Source organism: Pseudomonas fungipugnans (assembly GCF_029955235.1).
Lineage (GTDB): Bacteria > Pseudomonadota > Gammaproteobacteria > Pseudomonadales > Pseudomonadaceae > Aquipseudomonas > Aquipseudomonas fungipugnans.
Window position 1 is genome coordinate 367,184 of record NZ_JARBWL010000001.1, and the last position, 21,722, is coordinate 388,905.

13 protein-coding genes and 1 pseudogene are annotated in these 21,722 nt (G+C 53.6%); 8 read left to right on the top strand and 6 right to left on the bottom strand.

From position 1 onward, the window contains the following. Positions 1-11: 11 nt before the first annotated feature. Positions 12-227, top strand: a pseudogene (locus POF45_RS01780) (UvrD-helicase domain-containing protein); the annotation flags it as partial. Positions 228-376: 149 nt separating this feature from the next. Here the strand turns inward: POF45_RS01780 and POF45_RS01785 are convergent. The 3 genes from POF45_RS01785 to POF45_RS01795 all read right to left on the bottom strand — a co-directional run bounded on the left by POF45_RS01785 (position 377) and on the right by POF45_RS01795 (position 3,228). Continuing rightward, positions 377-721 (bottom strand): hypothetical protein, encoded by a 345-nt coding sequence (locus tag POF45_RS01785; RefSeq protein ID WP_282314876.1) that lies wholly within the window; start codon positions 719-721, stop codon positions 377-379. 312 nt (positions 722-1,033) lie between these two features. Then, positions 1,034-1,642 carry a 3'-5' exonuclease gene (locus tag POF45_RS01790; protein ID WP_282314877.1) on the bottom strand — a complete coding sequence of 203 codons (609 nt, stop codon included), beginning with the start codon at positions 1,640-1,642 and terminating at the stop codon, positions 1,034-1,036. Positions 1,643-2,088: 446 nt separating this feature from the next. After that, on the bottom strand, positions 2,089-3,228 hold the full coding sequence (locus POF45_RS01795; protein ID WP_282314878.1) for an AAA family ATPase: 1,140 nt from the start codon (positions 3,226-3,228) through the stop codon (positions 2,089-2,091). Positions 3,229-3,989: 761 nt separating this feature from the next. Here POF45_RS01795 and POF45_RS01800 point away from each other — a divergent pair. The 4 genes from POF45_RS01800 to qatD are packed head-to-tail and all read left to right on the top strand — an operon-like array spanning position 3,990 to position 8,759. Next, positions 3,990-5,918 (top strand): KAP family P-loop NTPase fold protein, encoded by a 1,929-nt coding sequence (locus POF45_RS01800; protein ID WP_282314879.1) that lies wholly within the window; start codon positions 3,990-3,992, stop codon positions 5,916-5,918. Beyond that, complete coding sequence (locus POF45_RS01805) at positions 5,918-6,757, top strand: hypothetical protein (protein WP_282314880.1); 840 nt, start codon at positions 5,918-5,920, stop codon at positions 6,755-6,757. Before POF45_RS01800 ends, POF45_RS01805 begins: the two co-directional genes overlap by 1 nt. Next, positions 6,754-8,019, top strand: a complete 1,266-nt coding sequence (qatC, locus tag POF45_RS01810; RefSeq protein ID WP_282314881.1) for a Qat anti-phage system QueC-like protein QatC — start codon at positions 6,754-6,756, stop codon at positions 8,017-8,019. The genes POF45_RS01805 and qatC overlap by 4 nt, the downstream gene beginning before the upstream one ends. Continuing rightward, the gene (gene qatD, locus POF45_RS01815) at positions 8,019-8,759 is read left to right on the top strand and encodes a Qat anti-phage system TatD family nuclease QatD (RefSeq protein WP_282314882.1); all 741 of its coding nucleotides are present in this window, start codon (positions 8,019-8,021) and stop codon (positions 8,757-8,759) included. The genes qatC and qatD overlap by 1 nt, the downstream gene beginning before the upstream one ends. 248 nt (positions 8,760-9,007) lie before the next feature. On the opposite strand, the gene POF45_RS01820 is transcribed toward qatD, so the two are convergent. Together POF45_RS01820 and POF45_RS01825 are read right to left on the bottom strand one after the other, a co-directional pair. Beyond that, positions 9,008-9,502 (bottom strand): ImmA/IrrE family metallo-endopeptidase, encoded by a 495-nt coding sequence (locus tag POF45_RS01820; RefSeq protein WP_282314883.1) that lies wholly within the window; start codon positions 9,500-9,502, stop codon positions 9,008-9,010. A gap of 375 nt (positions 9,503-9,877) precedes the next feature. Continuing rightward, positions 9,878-10,300, bottom strand: coding sequence for a hypothetical protein (locus POF45_RS01825; protein WP_282314884.1), 423 nt, complete (start codon positions 10,298-10,300; stop codon positions 9,878-9,880). 112 nt (positions 10,301-10,412) lie between these two features. Here POF45_RS01825 and POF45_RS01830 point away from each other — a divergent pair. From POF45_RS01830 to POF45_RS01840, 3 genes are all read left to right on the top strand, one after another. Then, positions 10,413-11,632 (top strand): IS3 family transposase gene (locus POF45_RS01830; RefSeq protein WP_431978580.1). Its coding sequence is split into 2 segments (ribosomal slippage): positions 10,413-10,758 and positions 10,758-11,632, totalling 1,221 coding nucleotides; the frame shifts between segments, so codons are not numbered across the junction. 350 nt (positions 11,633-11,982) lie between these two features. Continuing rightward, positions 11,983-16,587 (top strand): AAA domain-containing protein, encoded by a 4,605-nt coding sequence (locus tag POF45_RS01835; protein WP_282314886.1) that lies wholly within the window; start codon positions 11,983-11,985, stop codon positions 16,585-16,587. A gap of 1,084 nt (positions 16,588-17,671) precedes the next feature. Next, entirely contained in the window at positions 17,672-18,631 is a 960-nt protein-coding gene (locus POF45_RS01840; RefSeq protein ID WP_282314887.1) for a hypothetical protein, read from the top strand. 303 nt (positions 18,632-18,934) lie between these two features. Here the strand turns inward: POF45_RS01840 and POF45_RS01845 are convergent, their stop codons facing one another. Beyond that, a complete protein-coding gene (locus tag POF45_RS01845) occupies positions 18,935-20,986 on the bottom strand; it encodes a ComEC/Rec2 family competence protein (protein WP_282314888.1) in 2,052 nt (683 codons plus the stop codon). Between the last annotated feature and the right edge of the window lie 736 nt (positions 20,987-21,722).

Here is a 21,722-nt window from a genome sequence, read left to right on the forward strand (position 1 = left end):
GCACCTCGTTAATCCTGACGCATACCAACGCCGGCGTAGCTGCGCTCCGAGCCCATCACCAGCGCGCCCGTATCCGCACCTTCAAGTATCAGGTCGCGACACTGGATGGCTTTGCGATGAGACTGATCAGTAAATTTCTGGTACGCAGTGGACATAACCCGGCAATACTGCTGCTTGAGAACAGGGCGCAAGATTACCCGGCAATCCGTATGGCTGTAGGCCACCTATATCGTTGATTTTTGGGGAGAATGGTAATTAGAAGCAAAGTCCGGTTTTCAGGTTTTATGGGCGATGTCTATTGTTCATGACACGCTATGCCCCAGTACAATGGGGCTCTACGAGCATACAACGACCAAAAATGTTCATCACTTCATGTTCATGAAGCGGCTTTTTCCAGTGCCTCCTTGATCATGACCAACCGCATCCGGTACCGGTTGTGCTGGATACTTTCGATCAGGTCTTCGGAGGTGCTGGCAATTTCATTGATCTCTTCATCCACTCCGAAACGACAATTTGCAGCGTGAGCACCTTTAGGATAGAGGCGAAAATAGCCTTGGACAAAGACCGGCTTGTCATACATTTCTTTGGTGTAGGGAGGATTGTGAGCGACTGGAGTACCGCGTTTGCACTGTAAAGGTTCGGCGCCAGTTCCCTTCGTGTACGTGTCAGCTTCCCAGCGATCGCCATTCTGGTCGAAGGCGTGATCCATTTTGATGCCCATACAAACCCCTAACTTCAAAGATTAATCACAAAATGCCTTTTATATCGAGATGACGCCACGGTCGCCTTGATGTTGACTCCGCAGCAGACGATGCGGGTTCGCACCGACCTCGCGCACAACCCTTATGTTCGCGTGCCTGGCGATACGCCATCAGTGTACCGATTGGTCGAGGCCCTGCAAGCATCAGGTTGGAGTGCCTTTCAATCCGGTTATCCAGGCTGAGCGCATATCCCGGGTCGTCGAACCACTTAGCGACGCCTTGGTTGTGGGTAGGGTGCATTGATTTCACCTGAGCGTCCGCGGCTCACCTAATCAGCCGAGCATTTCCTTAATGATGGCTGCAACGTTCCTGGCATCGTCGATTCCGCGGTGATAGGTACCTTGCCAAACCAAGCCCAACGACTCTACCGTTTGCTTAAGTGATTTCGGCCGATCGTCATACAAGCCTGCATGCCATTTCCTGGCATTGAAATGGGTTAAGCCTTGGAGTAGGGAAGGGCACGCAGCAAACCCTGCGTCTCGCTCAAGCTGCCTTGCATCATAGTCACCCCACGATGCCCAAGCAGCGTTTGGATATCGCGCAATAAAGGTTCCTAGCTCCTGGCCAACATCCACATAGGTTCCTGCACTGTCGACGTTCGTTTGTTGGATGGATGTGAGCTTTTCGGTGAAGATGGGATTGATCTGCGGTCGAACGAAGCGCTGGAACTCATCGACGATCTCAAGCGTTTCCAGATCGATCACCACCAGGCCAATTTCAATCGTTTCCATCTGGGCGGGGACGACTGCTAACTGCCTTGGTGATTCCGACTTACCGACCTCATCACAGGTTGCCTTAAGGTCAACGCAATAAAGGTAGCGGTATGGCGCGAGGAGGTTTTGGATGGATTGGAGATGAAGGAGTTTTGCTTCGATGCTCATGGCATGGGAAACCTTACTTGGAATTTGTACAGGTTACATCGAGCCATCCAGCTTTTGCTCCATTCTGACTGCAGGCTCCGTCCATTGCTGCAGTGCCGAGCCTTCGCTCATCATCCGCTGAGAGCGGATACCAAGATCGTTCTAGGGGGTTATCAGCAGGTCGGGACTCAGACGGAAGGAAAAGCCGGTATCGGATCGCGGATTTTCCAGAACCATGGAGCCCCTGCTGTACAACGGTTTCAGCCCGATACAGACTCAAAGTATGCGGATTTATATGCGGATTTGGTACGCCCTCGGAGTGCCGGATATCTGGCCGTCCGTTCGTCAGGCTTACCTTGTCTGAGTATCAAGCTGAACAATCCAAGCACTATCCAACTCCCAGGTCGCTGCGCGTCCCTTGGCAGAGCCGAGTGGAGCAGGATGCCCTGCAAACCGAGTTTTCTATATCACTTCCAGTTGTTGCGAAGTCGCCAATGGATGAGTTCATCTGCCAGGCGACGCATCTCCCGAGCGGCATGTGAGCGCGGTGCGAAATCCACGAATGCGCTGAAATACCCGTATTCCTGCGCCGGAGGAGGGGCGTCCTCCAGCATCTCGATGGCGATCCGGTACGCGCCGGTCAGCTCAGTATGCAGAGGAGGAAACTTCAGTGAGTCGATCAGCTCGAGCACTCGCTCGCGGCGCCGGCAGGTCGTGTATTTCGAGTCGATGATGTCCTGATACTGTTCATCACTCAGCTCCACAAAATCGCCAACGAATTCTTCGAGCTCAGTGCTGACGCCTCCGACATCACAGTTTGTCAGCAAGCCGAAGTAGCTAGGTGTTGTCTCGCGGCATTTGATGTTCTGCAGCGCCGAGACGAATCTACCAGCGCTGCGCACAGCCATCGAACAGTTGGTGTCCACGACCACGGCAACCAGATTTGCAAAGCGCCGTACCAGTTCGAGCTCAGCGTTCACATCAAGCAACACGTAATCATGACGCGCGATCAGTTCACTAAGTTTTTCCGTAGCTCGCTGTTTTCGTTCCAGTGCTTCTAATTCATCGGCATGAACGAACTGGTACTTCGCTTGTTCGTTTGGGGGCAAAGCCGCCAGTTGATCGCGAATCCGCTTGCGACGCTGCTTCACCGCCGATGGGAATGTGATGAGGTCGCGCTCATCGAAGAACCCAACTCGACTTGCCCAACTGTCTGGGGATGGTTGTTCGCCATCTTCGCATGCATAACGGTGGTTATAGTCATTGGTCACGACTGCTACCCGAAAGCCCAGCTCAGCGAGTGCGACTGCGAGGTTCACAGTGATAGATGTCTTTCCAACACCTCCTTTGTAGCAGGCGATAGCCAGCGCGAGCCCACGTGGTTTTACATCAATCTCAAGATCCAGTTTTCGTAGGTTGATCCCTGAACGAGCCAGGAAGCTCCACAGCGCAGCAGGGGAGGGTAAGCGTGAGGTTACGTTGCCGCTACCGGTTTCCCAGGATCTCCAGGTTCTCTCGGCAACGTTGGCCCACATCGCGGCCAGATTGACGCTGACGCCGGCAGCCTCGCGGAGTTCTTTCGAATGCTTTCGTAGTTGGTTGTCCATGATCGTCCTTCAAATTTGTTGGTGTCTGAAGACTAACCAAATCCGAGATGGCGAAAAATTATGAGCAGAGTGCCGGGCTTTTTTTCACTATGAGCATTGTGCCGCGATTGGACTGCTATTAGGTCGGATGAAGAGCTCTTCAGTGGACTCGATATTGTTGGTGCCGATACGATTTTGACCCAGGTGGCTGATTTTGAATGATCTGTCAGCAGCCTCTGCGATATCAAGCAAGGCAATCGCTTAGAGTGCATAAGGGTGGGTCAATCGAGTCCGGTAACTTGGGTCAAAATTCATAAGAGCTAACGATGCTGTATTTCTGATCTGTTAATTATTGAGAGGGCTCACAGGAAATCCGTTGCCACCGTCAGGATTGGATCTTTGTCCGATTTTTGATTGTGCGACCCTCTGAGGACGGGAAATTGCGACACGGTGTGTATTGTATACCGAACCAAGTGCGACTGAGTGCCGTACTCATTGGCCTCGGCCTGCATCTAGGGTGATGGAGAGGTTGTAGACGGCCCGAATTTATCAGGTTTTGGTATGGCGTGTTGCCATGAAAGCGACTTAGAATCTTTGGGATCCTATTTGCGTGCTGTGGAGCTCCCAAGGGGAGTTAGCCCATTGCCGGCCTCACCACTGGACGTAACTCAGCGCAGTTAACTCATTATACGGACGTTTTCTCAGCCCTGCTTTGGCGCTGCTGCCGGCAGCATTAAGTGGCCAAGCGTTCCTCGCACAAAACCCGAAACGGACTTCAATCCATGTGGCATGACAACGAGACAACGGTTGACTATCTGAACTTTGGCGTGGTGGCTGATGCCTGCGCCAGCCTTCTGCGGCAGAGTCGTGGCGAGCCGATTTCGATAGGTGTGTCAGGTGGTTGGGGGGCGGGTAAGTCCTCTCTGGTCAAAATGATCGCCGCCCGCCTCGAAACCCCGGTGGCTTCTGCAGCCCCGTCACTACCTGCTACCGCAGGTGCCCAACCCGAACACCGATACGTTGTCATCACCTTCAACCCGTGGCTGTATCAAGACTTCGAAAGCGCTCGAAGTGCATTGCTGCAAATCGTCGGCGATGAAGTGCTGAAGCTGGCGAAGGGTGATGAAACGCTGCTGAAGAAAGCCCTCGACCTCCTGAAGCGCATCAATCTTCTGCGGTTGGCCCAGTTTGGGGGCGAGGCTGCGATCACGATTACCACAGGTGTGCCCGTCGGTGCGATCGGCAAGGCTATCGGAAAGGTTTCAGGTCTCTGGAACGCCTTCAGCTCAGACGGCGACGCGGCTGAGGGGGGAGACAAGAAAGAGGGAGAGCCGCTGGATCTCAAGGCCGATGGTCTGTTGAACCCGGCGAAGCCTCTGTCGCTGCCTAACGAAATTCATGCCTTCAGATCCGCACTCGAAAAGCTGTTAGAAGAGCTTGGCATCACCTTGGTGGTGTTTGTCGACGACTTGGATCGGTGTTTGCCGGAGACGGCAATCTCGACCCTAGAATCCATCAGGCTGCTTTTGTTTCTCAAGCGCACGGCTTTCGTGATCGCTGCCGACAATGAATTCATCCACGGTGCCGTGAAGAAACATTTCGAAGGCACCGGCATCACGAGCGACATCGCCACTAACTACTTTGACAAGCTGATCCAGGTGCCTCTACATGTGCCGCGTATCGGCGTGAACGAAGCCAAGGCTTATCTGGTGCTTCTTCTGTTGGAACGAGAGGCCCGGAATGGAATGTTCCCGCCTGAAAAGTTCGACCAAGCCAAAGTGGACATACCGCGTAGGTTGGCCAGGAGTTGGCTTGGCGAGACGATCACCTCAGCATTTCTGCATGATCTGGTGGGCACTGATACACGACTTCAGCAGTTGATGGATCTGGCCGAAGGTTTGGCGACCCTGATGTTCAAGTCATCCAATATCAGCGCGAATCCACGGCTCATGAAGCGTTTCCTAAACACGGTCTTTCTGCGTGAGTCGCTAGCCGCGCCCCAGGGCATCACGCTGGATATCCCGTCTTTGGCCAAGTGGCATTTGCTGGAGCGTTACAACGAGGATCTCGCCAAAGCCCTCTCTGGGATGGTCAGTTCCGACAATGATGGGGAAATCCGAGAATTGCTGGACGCCGAGACCATTGCGGCGCAGGGAGGAGATCTACCCACCCCGTTCAGCAATGATTCCTTCGTGATTGAGTGGCTGCAGCTAGCTCCTCCGCTCGGTGCTCAGGACTTGCGCCCCCTGTTGCACCTGAGTCGTGACACGGCTACGCGAGATTTTGGGGACGACAACATGACGCCAGCTTCCCGGGAGCTGCGCGATGTACTCAAAGTCGCCACCAGTTCGAATGATCAGCTCACGCAAGCCATCAAGCTAGTCGATGCCAACCAGGCCCAGCTTGCGATGGAAAAGGCATGGCAAGGTACGGCCTCCAGCCGCACTTGGAAATCGAAGGACGAGCTCATCATGCTGATCGAGCCGTGCAGGGTTTATCCAGCTCTTGGAAAGCGCGCTGCAGCATTGATCAGGCTCGCGCCTGCCAAAATGCTCGGGCCGGGATTCATCCCGCTTTTGGGAGCTGAGCAGTGGTCACATGAAACGCTGACGATGTGGCTGGATGATCCCTTAGTGGGTAAACCGACCAAAAATGCTATTACGGCCGCGTTGAAGAGCGCCCCTCGACCTGCGCAAAGGAATGGAATCTGATGGGTACCTCTACATCCAGTGGTGGCGGCAAGGCGGGCTCGCCCTTTGATCCGGAATGGTTAGATCAGGGCGATGCTGTCGGTGGGCCAGCGCCAGATGGTGCTCCAGATGGTGATGAGGGCATTCCCCAGGATGCACCTGAAAATGGTGAGCCCGGCTTAGAGCCCGCCCAGGATCAGGACATCGCGCCAGATCGCAGGTTTATGCCGGCCCGATCCCAGATGGGCAAATACCTGTCTGGAGGTGGTCGTGACGCGCTTCGCGGCGCTGCCAGCAGCATGATCAAAAAGGGTATGGGTGGAGCAGGGCGCGCGAGCAACACCATGCGTGGGGTTGCTCAAGGCGCCGGGCAACTGGGATCGTTCCTCGAAGCGGTCAGGGCCGGCACCGATCCTCAAGTAGTCGACTGGATTCAGAGGGTTCGAGGCCAGAACCTTTCGGCCAGCGATCTTGCCCTGGAGCTCATCAAGGAAGTCATGCCGGACACCGGCAGTGTCGACGATGAGTCATTGAGAAACGCCGCCGCCGATGCGTTAGCGCAGCTGTACGAGCAGGATCCCAACGTCGATATTTTTCAGCTTGATGATCAGCAGATCACAGCGGTAATCGGGTTCACGATCGCCAACGAAGTCTGCAACCGGATGGATCTGCAGCTGGGCCAGACTTATGAAAAGCTCAAGTATTCGCCAGTCGAGATCCAGGCGTTCCGTAATGACATCAAGCAATGGGTTCACGGAGAGGTGCAGCGAATCATGGAAGGTCTAGCGGCGCAGAGAATCGATCCACAGACCCTTGCGCATAATGTGCTGCAGACCGCGCTGGAGGTATTTGCAGAATGATTAAGGTCATTTGTACCAGCGTTGCCCGTCTTCCCGCACAACTCGCCGAAGGGGAGCGCGCCTTTACCTATTTCAAAAGCGCCAGGCGTGAGGGTGTCGGTACGATCGCCAAGAGTTGGCACGGTTCTCTGAAGCGCAAAGGGTTCCGCCCAACCCCTGCGGCTTGGGACTTCGTTCAGTTCTGCTTGGCCGTCTGTGCGACCGATCTTTGCGCGATGCGCAGTACAAGTGCTGATGGCTGGACTCGTACAATTGAGCTGAGTGTGGGGCTTCACGAGCCATTGCGATGGGATCCGTGGAAGGTGGAGCTTGAGCAACTGCTGAAGGTACTGACCGGGGACTATTGGACTCTGATTTTCACGGATGCAGGCCTGCCACCCCCTCAAGGACGTTTCACCGCCAAGGATCAAGATTGCGTTTCCTTGTTGTCTGGTGGTCTCGACAGCCTCATCGGTGGCTTGGATCTCGTGGCCCAGGGCCGGCGGCCTCTGTTTGTTTCTCAGCTGGCTCACGAGGACTCCGAACGCCAACGCCGATATGCAACCTTGCTTGGGGGTGCTGATGCCCACTATCAGTGGAGTCATGGAATCAGCTTCAAAGGCACGCGTGAACCGTCGACGCGTGGTCGTTCACTAGCGTTCTATGCCTTCGCCGTGCTGGCCGCGTCTCGGCTCGGCGTCGCGCGCCCGACAATCTACATCCCAGAGAACGGCTTCATTTGCGTGAACCCTCCACTGGTTCCTGGGCGAGTATCGAGCCTGAGTACTCGCACGACTCACCCTCTGTTCATCAACAAACTGCAGCAGGTTCTCGATGGTATTGGCGTCTCGGTGCAGCTGGAGTTGCCCTACCGGTTCAAGACCAAAGGCGAGATGATGAATGAGTGCCTGGATCAGCCGCGCCTACAAGCGCTGGCGTCCGATACGACCAGCTGCGGGCGATTTCGTACCTACAATCGACGTCACTGCGGTCGCTGCGTGCCTTGTATGATTCGCAGGGCTGCTTTCGGTGCCTGGACATCGGGGGGCGATGCAACCGACTACGTCTTCCCAAGGTTGGTAGGGAGCGACAAATCCAGCGGGCCAGATGATCCGATGGCTGTAGCATTGGCGGTACTTACGGCGCGAGATAGGGGTATCGACAGGTTCCTGGGAGCATCACTAGCGTTTGCTCCTATTCCTGAACGACCTCAGTATCGATCTGTGCTCACCAATGGCATCCATGAGCTGGAGGCCCTTTTAACCGGAGACGGATTGCTTTGATGGATTTTCACTGCCATCTCGACCTCTATCCCAATGCACGGGAGGTCTTCGCGCAAGCGGTGGAGAGGAACATGTTCACCTGGCTGGTTACCACCAGCCCCCGGGCATTCTCCGCCACCAGTAAGGTGCTTGGCGGTCATGCAAATGTGCTCATCACACCGGGACTGCATCCGGAAATCGTCCATGAGCGTTACGCTGAGCTCGACTCCCTGATCGAGCAGATCAAATACGCATCTGCTGTCGGTGAGGTGGGATTGGATGGTTCAAAACGGTTCAAGCACAGCTTCGACGCTCAGCGTGAAGTGTTCACTGCTGTGGTCGCGCAATGCGCCAGCGTCGGTGGGCGCGTGCTTAGCATTCACTCGCGCCAGGCAGTGAGAGACGTGCTGGCGATTCTCGATGACCACCCGGGTTTTGGTACAGCAGTTCTTCATTGGTTTACGGGTACGCCTGCTGAGCTCAAATCCGCCTCAGATAAGGGATGCTGGTTCAGCGTCGGGCCGGCAGCATTCAACTCGGCATCTGGTAAGGCGATTGCCAAGAAGCTGCCTCGTGATCGCGTGGTTCCTGAAAGCGACGGGCCGTTCGCCCAGGTCAATGGTGCCACAGTCATGCCGTGGAGCTCAGGCCAAACGGCTGAGCTGCTGGCTCAGGCATGGGACGTGCCAGTGGGTGAGGTGGCAATGACTCTCGAATTCAATGCTAGACAACTGATCGGTCTGATACACGGGGCCGGTTGACTCTGATCGAGTCCTCACGTTTCTCGTTGATGACTGAGGCTTCCGACCGATAAACCAGGCCTCGCACTGCACAAATGGCAGCCTCTACGTACCGTTCGAATGATTGCGAAACTGCAATGCGTTTGATCACCTTATCCATTAAGTCTGGTGCTCCCAAGGCTCAACGGTCTTTGGGCGCCACTCAGCTCAGTCGGCGACTAAGCACCCGCGGACAATGCGACATAGACTTCCATGCAGATGCAGATCAATCAATCTTGCCGACAAACCTCTACCAGCAATCCCAATACCCGCATGCGCAAACGGATCGCTGTCTTCGAAACGTCAAAATAATTGCTCAGAGAATTGCACACAGCATGAAACTGGATGACGCTGTCCTTCTGACTGTCTAGGTACAGAGGGCCGTGGCCGCGGTTCCGGACGCCAAGGTGCTGTAATAACAAACCAAAAGCGGTCTGGAATTCTTCTGTGGGCATCAAAAGACACGAAGCGAAAGTATTTGCTTGCCACTCCAGCCGCTCGGCTTCCCCCTTAGGAATAGTGATGAGCTGGCTCTGGTCAATGTCCTGCGCTCGGATAGCTTCTCGTGTCATGTAGCGCTTGTGATTTAGAAAGTGATGTCCCAACTCATGGGCGAGTGTGAATCGGGCCAAGTGGGATTGGCTATCTGCCCCGAAGATTTTGATCTCAAGCGGGTTGAACGTGATACTGTCGAGGGCTGAGCTCGAGTCCTCAATGAAGCTCACAGAAAGTCCACTGACATCAGCTTCCCTGGACACTAGCTTAGTAAGATCGACCTCTCCCCGGATGTATGAAATGGATTTCAAAGCCTGCTGCGCCAAGCGATCTATTCTGTCCCGCGAAATGAACGCGACCCTGGGTGTTGCAATGAGCGCGGGCTGACGAATCAGACTCAGATCGTTCTCTTTAAAAGCGCTCGCAAGGTCGAGGCCTTTCCATATGCCCAGCCATCCGTAAAGCCGGCAGGAGTTACGGCATAGGCGCTATAAACGGTAGGCCGAAAATCCGTTTGGGTTAGGGCGTATTCGATCTCTGCGCGCTTACGGGTCTTAGCGCTACGCGCCCCGGTTAGCAGGGCGCGAGGAAGCTCCTATCGAAACTCAGATTGATCGAAGTAACGCAAGACACCGAAACCTCGATTCCGAGCAATGTTGAACGTGCCTGACTGAAACGCACTGGCGGACGCAAAAACACCCTTGGCATTGAAGCCGGCCACTTGGCTTACTCTTTGAACCAAATTCTTCGATGTCCCCCACGGGCACTTTGCCGCTGTAGTTCTTACATTCGATGAGCACAAGCAACGATGGGGTTTCGAAACCAGGCAGGAATACTTCGACAGAAATGTCAAAAAAGATGAAGTCCTCTCGGTCACGCGAGAAGTAACCCTTCTTCCTGAAAATTTTGCAGCACTCAGGTTGGAACGCATAGAAGCGACCTTCATTGATCTCACGAGACAGGAACTCAAAGACCTGCTCCTCGAATCGGTCGCCCTTGGCATAGGTGCTGAGCGCTTCAATTTCCATATGTAGGGCGGACTCCTTGGTAACGGATCAGAATGTCAGTCGTGAACGAGCCCCATGAAAGACAGGACACCGTTTCCCCCTTACGATAAGGGATAGGCAAACGGTTATGTTTATGACTAACAGCAACGATAAGAATGGGGAGCTTTTGGGCCAGGAGCGGCGGCGCCGCTGGAGCCCAGAGCAAAAGCTGGCCATGGTTCGCGAGAGCCTTGAGCCAGGGCAAAGTGTGTCGGTCGTCGCTCGGCGCAACGGCATCAACGCCAACCAGTTATTCCTGTGGCGCAAGCTGTATCAGGACGGCAGCCTGTCGGCGGTCAGCGCGGGCGAAGCCGTGGTGCCGGCCTCCGAGCTGAGCGATGCGCTCAAGCAGATCCGTGAACTGCAACGGATGCTGGGCAAAAAAACGATGGAAGCGGAAATCCTCAAAGAAGCCGTGGAGATCGCCCGGTCGCGAAAATGGATTGCGCACTCACCCTTGTTGCCGGGGGACGACCAGTGAAGCTGGTCAGCGAATGTCTCGGTGTGGCGCGCTCGCAATTAACGGTTCGAATCAAGCAATCGGTATCGCCCAAGACACGGCGAAGCAGGCCTGTGAACGACACTGAGTTGGTGGCCGAAATCCAGCAACAGGTCAGCGAACTGCCCAGCTATGGCTACCGTCGAGTCTGGGGATTGCTGCGTCGCGTCCGTGAAACCCAGTTGCTACCCGCGATCAACGTGAGGCGGGTTTACCGGGTGATGCGTGATCACAACCTGCTGCTTGAACGCCGGATCAAACAACCCGGCGTGCCGCGTCGGCACGAAGGCCGTATTGCGGTGCAAACCAGCGATACGCGTTGGTGCTCGGACGGCTTTGAATTCCGTTGCGAGGACGGCGCTAAACTGAGCGTGACCCTCGCCCTGGACTGCTGTGATCGCGAAGCCATCGGCTGGGTCGCCAGCCCAACCGGGTACAGCGGCGATGACATCCGCGACTTGATGCTGGAAAGCGTGGAGAAGCGCTTCGGTGATCAGCTGCCTGCAACGCCGGTGCAGTGGCTCAGCGATAACGGTTCGGCCTACACCGCCGAACAGACGCGCCTGTTTGCTCGACAGATCGGCTTGCAGCCGGTGACCACACCGGTGCGTAGCCCACAGAGTAATGGCATGGCAGAGAGCTTCGTGAAGACGATCAAGCGTGATTACGTGGCGCACATGCCCAAGCCGGATCGAGAAACGGCGCAGCGTAACTTGGCGATTGCCTTCGAACATTACAACGAGCAGCATCCGCACAGCGCCTTGAACTACCGTTCACCGAGGGAGTTCAGGCGCTTGGCAGCAGCATCAATTTAACGGGGAGTTGGTGTCCGGTTTTGAAGGGGCAAGTCCAAGTCGTGCGTGAATAGATAGCGCTCGAGAAAAGGATTACCACCGGGCATGCTGGCTCTCAGCTCGGTACCATGATGGTCTTTTTTCCTACTTTTATGTCAATGCCCAGAAGGTTAACGCCCAGACAACAGCTGACGACATTGTTAGTTTGGCCCGCCGACGTCATCTGCGTATCGCTAGATTTGGCTCCGCCTGATTCTCAAGGACACTCGTCAGGAAGCGATTATTTCAAAACCACACCTAGAGGCAATATGGCATCCTTGACTCTATATTGACTGTTGAAGTCGCCCCCCCTGAATTATCGGAGTATTAACATGCAACGGACGCCTAACGAGCTCCTCAGCCGACTATTCGAGTACGCAGAGGAAAGCCTCAAGGAGCTTGATCCGTCGCGCTATCAACTCTCGAGTTCTGTCAATGACGTGTATCCGCCGACGGGCCTTCTAGGTCTTCCTGGGCTGCACTTTGATCTCCAGTTCCCAGGCGACAATGTCTGGCTGCAAATCGAACGACTCGAAGAGTCACGTGCTCCAGCACCAGTTGACGGAGGTTATAGCTCCGTCATCAAAGCCAGTGACAATCCCACCAAGCCACCATTGCTCTCTGAGCAGGTGCTCCTCCAGTTAATCCGCGAACAGCAAGACAAAGATCCGGATGGGGAAATCGCCGCAGTGGAGTCCGAAGTACGCGCGCAAGCTTCGGCTGCTTTTACGGCGTATCTTGTCCTGTGGCACGAATGGGCTGAGCTTGAGAAACCACGTCGCAAGACCATTAGTCTCTATGGCGACATGTTTGCATTGATGCAGCAGATGGAGACGGGAAAATCTGCTCGCGAGCTGGTATGGGGCGTGGGCGTTAGCGCTTGGACGTTAACGATCAACGATGCGCAGCAGGGATTCAATTATCCATTGTTGACCCAAGCCCTCGACATCTCTTTGAACGAGGAGAGCATGGCGGTCGAAGTTCGCCCGCGTGCCACAGAGCCGATGATCGAGTTCGATGCACTGATCAACGCCAATATCCCTGGCGCCAGCGAGTGCGAAAGAGCTATTCGCGATCATCTAGGCAGACATGTCGACTCCCCTTTGAACCCATTCTTGCCATCGACCTTTGCTGATGTGCTCAAGCTCTCGGCCAGAAGCCTCGACAGCAAAGGCAAATATTTGGAGGTGATGGGAGATGGAGCACAGGGCTTCCCGGAACCAGGTGATACGCTGCAGATAAGCGATGCGTGGGTGTTGTTTGCTCGCCCTAAACCCAGCAACTGGCTGATCAACGACCTTCGCAAGATTCGGGAGAAGCTTAAGGATTGTCTCGAGCTTCCTGCCGGCCCACTTGCGTTGGTGACCCCGGCCTCGAACATTGCAATCGATTACCAGCACGTTAACTTCCGCGGGCTTTCCAGCCGAAGCATGGATGGATCTAGAGCTGAACCCAAGGAACTGTATTTCCCCCTTCCATACAATGACGAGCAGGTCACTATCGTTCAGCGTCTGGAGCACGCACCAGGGGTTGCCGTTCAGGGCCCTCCTGGTACCGGCAAAACCCATACAATCGCCAACATCATTTGCCACTATCTGGCGACTGGCAAACGTGTCCTAGTTACCTCTCGTGGCGAGCAGGCCCTGAAGGTACTCCAGTCAAAAATACCGGCTGAGGTTCGGCCTCTGACGGTTGCGCTGCTGACCAGTGACCGCGAGGGTATCCGGCAATTCCAAGGCTCGATTGAGGCTATCCAACACCAAGTTTCGCAAATCAATCCATCACTTGCTCGGAGTGAGATTGATCGCCTGCACCAGTCCATTGATCTTGCTCATACCGAGCTGGTGAGGCTTGATCGACGCGTCAATGAGATTGCCCTGAGTCAGCTTTCCGAAATCAAAGTAGGCGATGCCAAGTATCGTGCGGAAGAGCTTGCTGAGCTTCTGATGAAGGGCGGCGACCAGTACGCCTGGTTTGACGACGAACTTTCGTTGTCTCCCGAACACTCGCTGCCTTTTGACGATGAGTTCGGTAGGAGCTTAAGACAGGCCCGGCGCGACCTCGGGCGTGACCTTGTCTACATCAATTCCAGTCTGCCTGAGGTTGAGCAATTACCGGCAGCGGCGGAGATCGGCAAGCTCCACGGCTCACTCTGCCAGCTAAAGTCGCTCGAATATGCTCTAGGTCAGGGGGATCTCATACCCCTGAAATCCGACAGTGAAGCCGTTGTCGCTGCCGCCAAGAAGCTAGATTTTGAGCTGGGTCAGTGCGAAGAAAAGCTTGTGGCGTTGCACAACGACGGGGACTGCGAAATTCTTTGGTCGCAGGAGCTGCGACTCAAAGCGGCAAGTGGACGGTACGACAGTGAAATCTCAGTCCTTGTAGGCATGCTTCCAGCCGCCCAGGCTTTGATGCGACGGCGCAAGGTCATGCTGGAAAACTTTGTTGAATTCCCAGAGGAAGCCTTGGATTGCGACAAAACATCCGAGGCTGTGGATAGAGCTACCGAAACAGGAAAGCCTTTTGGTCTGATGAGCTTCGGAGCATCCCAAGCCAAGACACACGTCAGCAATGTCCGGATCAATGGCTCAGCGCCAAAGTCTGCCGAGCAGTGGAAGACCGTCCAGGACTACCTGAAGCTTTACGCGGACGTGAGATCCTTCACTGCGCGTTGGAACCCTCTGGCCGAGACACTGGGGATCCCGCGACTTCAAGCGGGAATGGCCCATCTGCGGCAACTGGAGATCACCGTTAGTACAGTTCAGGCTGCTCTCGAGCTCACCTCACGGTACGCCGAAAAGGTACAGCCACTCTGCGAGGAGGTCTTCGCAGATGCGCCGGATAACATGCATAGGCTGACAATCGTCGAGATTCGTCGCCTGCGGGATCACCTCACTCAAAACCTTGCTCGATTAGATCTCAGTATGGCGGGCGCCTCACTCGCGATTCTGCAGGCCAAAGTCGCGGGCGACGGCCCGATCGCCTGCCAGCTTCGTACATTCGTTCTGGAGTGCCTGGGCAGCCCGGATCAGGATACGCATCGGGTCGTGTGCCAGTATGTCGACCTGCTGACAGAACTACAGCGGATCAGAGAACTCGGTGCCCTCCTGAATTATGTCAGGGAGGGCGCGCATCGGGTGATGACAGCTGGAGCGGAAAATCTTGCCGGTCGGTTGCTGACCGTTCCTGTTGAAAACGGAGCTGAAGACCTGGCTTTCCCAAGTAGTTGGAAGGAGGCGTGGCAGCATGCGCAAATACGCTCTCACCTGCAGAGCATCGAAGCGCGTCATGAGCTCGTCGAGCTAAATGGCAAGCGAGTAAAACTCGAAGCTGGCCTGGCACGTATGTATCGGGAAGTGGTGAGCCGAGCGGCTTGGCTGTCCACTAAAGCCAATGCCAGCCCGATGGTACTGCAAGCATTAGCCGGCTACTCGACAGCGATACGCAAGATAGGGCAGGGGACAGGGCCGAACGCGGAGCGTTATCGCCGCGATGCTCAACAGTGCATGCAGGATGCTGCCGGCGCCGTGCCATGCTGGATCATGAGTCACGCCAAGATTTCCGAATCCATGCCGGCAGAAATTGGCGCCTTCGACCTGGTGATTGTGGATGAGGCAAGCCAGTCAGACTTATGGGCTTTGCCGGCTATCGTTAGGGCCAAAAAGGTACTGGTAGTAGGGGATGATAAGCAAGTTTCTCCCGATGGCGGCTTCAAATCCGGCAAGAGGATCGGCGAGCTTCGTAACCGGTTCCTGAATGACCAGCCCTATGGCGCCGACATGACGCCTGATAAATCGCTCTACGATTTGGCATCGCGAGTGTTCGCTGGCCACATGGTCATGTTACGTGAGCACTTCCGCTGCGTCCCTCCCATCATTTCCTATTCCAACCAGTTCTACGGCGGTGCGATTCAGCCCCTTCGAATCCCTCGTCCCTCCGAGCGCCTCGATCCACCGCTGGTAGACATCTATGTCAAAGACGGAGTAAGGAACAAAAAGGGCTGCAACAAGCTTGAGGCAGAAGCCATTGCTGAAGAAATCCAGGCACTTATCAAGGATGACAAGTATACGGGTCGCTCGATTGGAGTGGTGACACTGTTAGGAGGCATGGAACAAGCCAAATTCATCGATTCGCTAGTACGGGAACGATGCCCGGCCGTGGAGCTCCACGCTCGCGAATTTGCGTGTGGTGACGCCAGCACCTTCCAGGGAAGCGAGCGCGACATCATCTTCATTTCCATGGTCGCAGATCCGGAGAACTGCCATCCGCTTTCAGGCATTGCTGCTGAACAGCGGTTCAACGTAGCTGCAAGCCGTGCACGCGATAGGATGTACCTGATTCGATCGGTGACCCTGGATCACCTTTCCCTGAAAGATGTTCGTCGTACGCTCCTGGAGTACTTCAGCAAACCACTCACAGAGCAGGAGGTCGATCAGGATGGCCTCATCAAGCTTTGCGAGTCTGGATTTGAGCAGCAGGTCTTCAGCAGACTGGTTGAGCGGGGCTACCGCGTCATCCCGCAGGTGAAGAGTGGGGCATTCAGGCTCGACATGGTCGTAGAAGGTGCCAACGATAATCGCCTGGCGATCGAGTGTGATGGGGATGCTTTCCATGGCCCTGATCGCTGGGAGGCAGACATGAATCGCCAACGTATCCTCGAACGTGCAGGCTGGACGTTCTGGCGATGCTTTGCTTCATCTTGGAGCATGCATAAGGAAGAAATCTTCGGAGAGCTACTTCAGCGCCTGGCTGAGCTCGGTATCGAACCAACTCACGCCTTGGACAAGCTCCCGGCTGTTGTTGAGTTACGGGAATGGTCATCCGCGGTTAGCACATCCATGGATGAAGATGACGAGGACATCGGCGAGTTGATAGTGCCACCGGCTACCGGCGAGGAGCAGCAAGTCCTAGCAGGCCTCGGGGTTGATATTTCCTGACTTTGATTTTCAAGGGTACCAACTACAGAACTTGGGGCCCGAAACCAATGATCTGGATCTTCTGGTCTTCTTTACAGCTCCGACCGAATACGGTTGGGCGTTTTTTCTGGCATGGCATGAATCAAGCGATCTGAGCTGCCAGCGATTTATCCACTCCGTGGCCAAATCAGGGCACAGTGGAACAAAGAGTGAGGATATGCTGCTCAGGTTTTCACTCGCGTGTTGCGAGAACCATGCGATCCGGATCTCCTGGTGGGACTCTCTACCTGCAGTTGCGAAAAATCAGGCTTTAGATTTCATGGCGTTCATGGCGGATCCCACATTGGAGATACGCGCTGACTACCTAATGGCGGGTTGCGAGGGGATTGCAAATTTGAAGCACAACACGTTTCTTTATAAAGAAACAGTTTTCAGTTCTTATTTTCTGGTATTCACATACCGCTCACAGTAAGGCTATAAGGTCGACATACATGATTTAACAAGTGGGCGATGTCAGATGTTCATAAGCAGCTCATGAGTCTGAAATTACTGGCTAACTGCTCTAGAAATTAACGCGCCAGTTCATCGGTTGATGTTCATATACCTAGTTTCCCCGACATCCCTAGCCTCGCCGCCCCGACCTCTCATAGTCCCAGTCCAGAGGCTGATGGATGCTCGTTCAAAAAAACATGCTTTGGGACCTGGTTGAAAATCTGGCAGAACTCGGCAGACTGAGAATTGAGCAGTGTGGTTTGTCCCGGAGCTGGTCGCTCATGGCACCTCCCAACAGCCTCAATTGTGAGGCTCGAAGGTCTCTAGAGAATCCGGGGCGATTGACCATATAGCCACTCCATTGCTGTCCCTGCTAACCTCGGTGCTCCAGCAGCAGGGCCGTATAAACTGTGAGCGGTGAGAAACCGAAACTCTGGTGGCGTACTAGAAATTTTTAAGCGCAGCCGGCTTTAGCGGAAGAATTGTTGAGAAACGATTTGAGCTAACCGCTATTGCGAGCGATGGATCGTATATTAAGCAACTATGAGGTCAGCGTGTGAAGCTCGGTAACAGTACAAGGAACCAGCATTTCCTATCGCAAACGGAACAGCGATTGAATGCTATGAATCCGGCCGCATCGCAAAGCAAGCAAAAGATGTATTGTTTTGAAGTGCTGGATCGTGAAAAATTTACTGTTCGTCCATTTGAGAAAAAAACTGTCAAAATCGAAAACACTTTATCTATAGATGACCTTTACAGTTTTCAGGTTGAGGATAAAGTGATACGCCACAATTTTGAAGAGCTTTTCAAAAAATATGAAACTCAAATATCAGCTGCCACCAAAAGACTAGAGAGATTCGCCGCCTCTTATCCTGAAGGCATCACGCAAGAAGATTACAAGTCTCTGAGTAATGACCTTTTGTACATACTGATTACAAAGCAGTACAACTCATTCAGGAATCCATATAATATTAAGAAAACCCTTCGGATTCTTCAGCAGTCAGAGTCACTTTGGCCGCTAGACGGGCGAATGTTCGAAATCTGCTTGAGAATAATCAGCGGCAATAGACCTCACCAACATCACATTTGCAATCAGCTGGGGATTTCTAGTGACGATTACTGGAAGTGGCTGAAAGGGCTGTTTTTTATCTCAATCGACATGGGGGGGGACGAGCCAAACCTATTTGACGGCATGATTAAGGAGTATTTCAAGGAGCCAAAATTCTTATGTAATTTTGAGATATACTTTTACGACGATAAGAGTACGAAAGGACAAGTGTTACTGCCTGATACGGGCGCCATTGTACCCTCCTTGCACTTCCCCGCCTGGGTGCGGCACGGATTCAATCTATCGGCCAATGCGTTTCTTTATGTGGGATTTACGCATATATCACAGCTCACTTCCGACCAAAATGAAATTAATAGTTTTGACAACAGAGGTAGGCGACAGATTAGGCTGGTTAAAAATGAAATCTCCGCACTTCATACATATAATAGGCAGTGCGTCGCGCAGGCTCGCCAATATGTCTATTGCGCATCGCCTCAACCTCTGGGAGTTGAAATATTAGGTTGAATTAGCACCCCGCGCATGGCGCGCTGGCCTTGCCGACCACACAACACCTTTATTTTTGAGCAACTGGGGTTGCTGGCCTTGGGTCAAGTTGATACCAAAACACCCCTTGATGAGCATGCACCATCCTGCAGCAGAGCAAGCCTTAAGGGCTGTTGCATATGTACTACTGAAAAAATCGCCGAATCGTCACGAGATTATGGACACGAAAAACTTCGCGGCGATGGCGTCATTGGTTCGTGCTATGCGTTGTTCGCGAAATGCTTAATGCAGAGTATCCCTAAATCATGGTCGAGCTTTTGTAACTCAGAGGGTCGTCCATACCGCAGTTTGGAATCTTTCAGGGAATGAATATTCCTTAGAATGCTCATAGGCTCCTTGAAAAAAGGATCGCCCGTTTCGCTTGTCATATGGATGAAAGAAATTGCCGGCCATTAGCTCGCTCTGTGCGAGCGATGCCAGTTCAGACCAAGGTGCTTTAAAGTCTTTTCCGTGAGATCCCCATGACCAAATATCTTTCCATTGTGTGCTCTCCAGATCTGGAACCGTCGAAGGATCAGTATCTAGAAACAGGTAGGCTTGACTTCCGTCATACCGGTTGTATTGATAGTCAAAACGGCAAATTTTAAAGAAAAAGCGCTTTTCTATAAGCGTTAGCAATTTGGGTCTAATCTCTTCTGCAATCACTTCATATGGCAGTGCTAATTCTGCAGCCAACAAATGATCAAAAATTCTCCAGTCCACCGAACCCAGAATATTGCGTCGATCTACGCCCAAGTTGAAGTGTTTAGGCTTATCGACGACCAACAACATTTTCGGGATCGTTTTGAGCCATTTGGTTGCTGCTTTTATTTCCGCATCCGAAGGAAGGCAAGCAAGTTGGCGTTCGGCTGTCTGATATCTCTCTGGCTTGTCTGCCCAAAAGTTGTAGTGACTACGACCAAATTTAATTACAGGATCAGGATCCGCCACGAGGTCATGACGACCTTCAGCTTTCGCTAGCACTGCGATTAAACTCCAAGGGGTTGTCAGTTGTTCGGCGGTCAAACAGTGCCTGTGTTCGGATGCCCCTGCTCGGGTTAAGAAGGCTTTGCGACGCTGTTTTAGCTGCTGGCTAATCCAGCGTGAGTGACGCTCAAGCTCGCCGTATGTATAACGCAAGAGCCCTTCGCTGGGGATAGCGACTTCCTGACGTAACACCACAATAGGGGCGAGTCCTGAATGTCCTGAACCCTGCACACAAGTCGGTGTATCAGCCGATTCTACAGTTGCGGAAAGCTTGATAGTGATAAAGGGTTTGGGAGACTGGGTACATCCTAATGCTGCAAAGCATGATTTCTCATCTGGGCGAAGCAACGCGCCGGCGGAGAGCGGTTCGAACGTGCGTATGTTTGGACACAAAAGGGCGCCGCCAACTGCACGCAAAGCGTCGCGAAATCCGGCTCTTGGCAAATGGTGTCGCCCGTTGGCAGACACCACTACAGTCTTGGGTCGTAACCACGCATACAGCGTGTGGAAGCTTTCACACCCGTCATTTAGATAAACCCGCCCCCCATGATGGGGCGCCTTCAGAACGTCAATGCCCAAACCAGCCGGGGGCTGCGCGGCAATGTACGTCCAGTTTTCCTGGTCACCAGGAAACAGCAACCGTTTACGGTGGTGACCGTCGAGAACAATGTCCAGAACCACCACCAGTGAGGTGTCATTTAAAATTGAGTTGCCAAAAAATTCGGGTTCAAGCTCCGGCTGTGTCGCTTGTGTCGCTTGTGTCGCTTGTGTCGCCTGCATAACCGAGTCTTGTTGAGGCAGGTTTCCAATTAGGGGGTAGCTCTCAAAATCCTCAGGTGATAGTGCGACTCGGCCATCGAAGAGGTCTGTCATGTTTTCGTCTTGGTCATCAATTTGATTGTCCGGTGCTTCAAGCAACCACTGCAATGGAAGAGGGCGGCGTCGCATGAGCGCTGCAAGGTCGTTCGCTGAAGCAAGTGACAAACTCTTCATCAGCTTTGCTGCCGGAGAAAAGATGGAAAGTGTGATGCGGCCGTTAGCAAAGCGGGTCTTGAATCCCTCAAGCGGGTAGGTAATAGAAACTCCCCGACTTTTTAGCGTTTGTTCTACCTCGGATGCTTTAGTAACGGCTTCACTGACGCGTGGAGCAAACAACCATTTGAGACGTTCAAAGGTAGGCAGACAAGGGCCGAGGTATTGCCCAATTGATATTTTTGAGGCGAGCAGTTCGGGAAGGCCACCTTGGTGATCTGCGTCGACATGACTTAAGACCAAAACATCAATGTCAGGCTCTCGACGGTCACGGGGAGTGTCCTCCAGATAAGTAATTAGCTCAGGCGGCGCTTTCATTCCTGCGTCAAGCAAGCATCTAAACAGGATGCTGCCATTAGAAACCGACTCGACGAGGGTGCAGTCACCGTGCCCCACATTGAAGGACAACACCCGGACTTCATCCGGTGAAGTTGCAGAGGATTCGGTGTGATCGGGGAGGGGGAACTGGAGAGGCATTCGACGAGCATCCTGCTGAAAGGGATCGGTTGAAAATGATAATCCAATTGTTCAAAAAAACTATGGCGTATTGCCACTAATAACTCGAGTATGAAGCGCTCTCTTAACGTGACTATTCCTTACGCGGTGCAACTGTCTGAGTCGGAGATACAGTTTGTGGTTGTACTGAATAGGGTGCGAGGGAGGGAGGGGGAGTTGGTACCTCGTTTCTCAGGAAAGCAGCAGAAATTGCAGCACCTGAACTGACGAGTGCAGCGACCACTGGTACCCAGACTTTCCACCGTTCGGCCCGCAAGGCCTCCTTGTCGTGCAGTTCGACCGCAATTTCGATCAGTTTGTTAACCACAGATGGGTGAAGCGGTTCCCTGATCCGTTTGTTGTTTTCTGGTGAATACACAAGAACATAACGTGATACCAGAGACACTCGATCGACGCCGGACTCTTTTAAACGTACCCTAAAGAGTTCCGGATGATTCTTCGCTACCTCAATCCAAGATGTTGCTGAGACTGGAGCGTAGCAGAGCTATTTTCTAAGTCCCTCTTCACTTCGACTAGTGTTGCGGTGATACGCGAGCAC

Coding starts and splice junctions, on each gene's coding strand:
- qatC (WP_282314881.1), top strand. CDS start 6,754: ATGATTAAGGTCATTTGTACCAGCGTTGCCCGTCTTCCCGCACAACTC.
- POF45_RS01785 (WP_282314876.1), bottom strand. CDS start 721: ATGGGCATCAAAATGGATCACGCCTTCGACCAGAATGGCGATCGCTGG.
- POF45_RS01845 (WP_282314888.1), bottom strand. CDS start 20,986: ATGAAAGCGCCGCCTGAGCTAATTACTTATCTGGAGGACACTCCCCGT.
- POF45_RS01835 (WP_282314886.1), top strand. CDS start 11,983: ATGCAACGGACGCCTAACGAGCTCCTCAGCCGACTATTCGAGTACGCA.
- POF45_RS01790 (WP_282314877.1), bottom strand. CDS start 1,642: ATGAGCATCGAAGCAAAACTCCTTCATCTCCAATCCATCCAAAACCTC.
- POF45_RS01805 (WP_282314880.1), top strand. CDS start 5,918: ATGGGTACCTCTACATCCAGTGGTGGCGGCAAGGCGGGCTCGCCCTTT.
- qatD (WP_282314882.1), top strand. CDS start 8,019: ATGGATTTTCACTGCCATCTCGACCTCTATCCCAATGCACGGGAGGTC.
- POF45_RS01825 (WP_282314884.1), bottom strand. CDS start 10,300: ATGGAAATTGAAGCGCTCAGCACCTATGCCAAGGGCGACCGATTCGAG.
- POF45_RS01800 (WP_282314879.1), top strand. CDS start 3,990: ATGTGGCATGACAACGAGACAACGGTTGACTATCTGAACTTTGGCGTG.
- POF45_RS01795 (WP_282314878.1), bottom strand. CDS start 3,228: ATGGACAACCAACTACGAAAGCATTCGAAAGAACTCCGCGAGGCTGCC.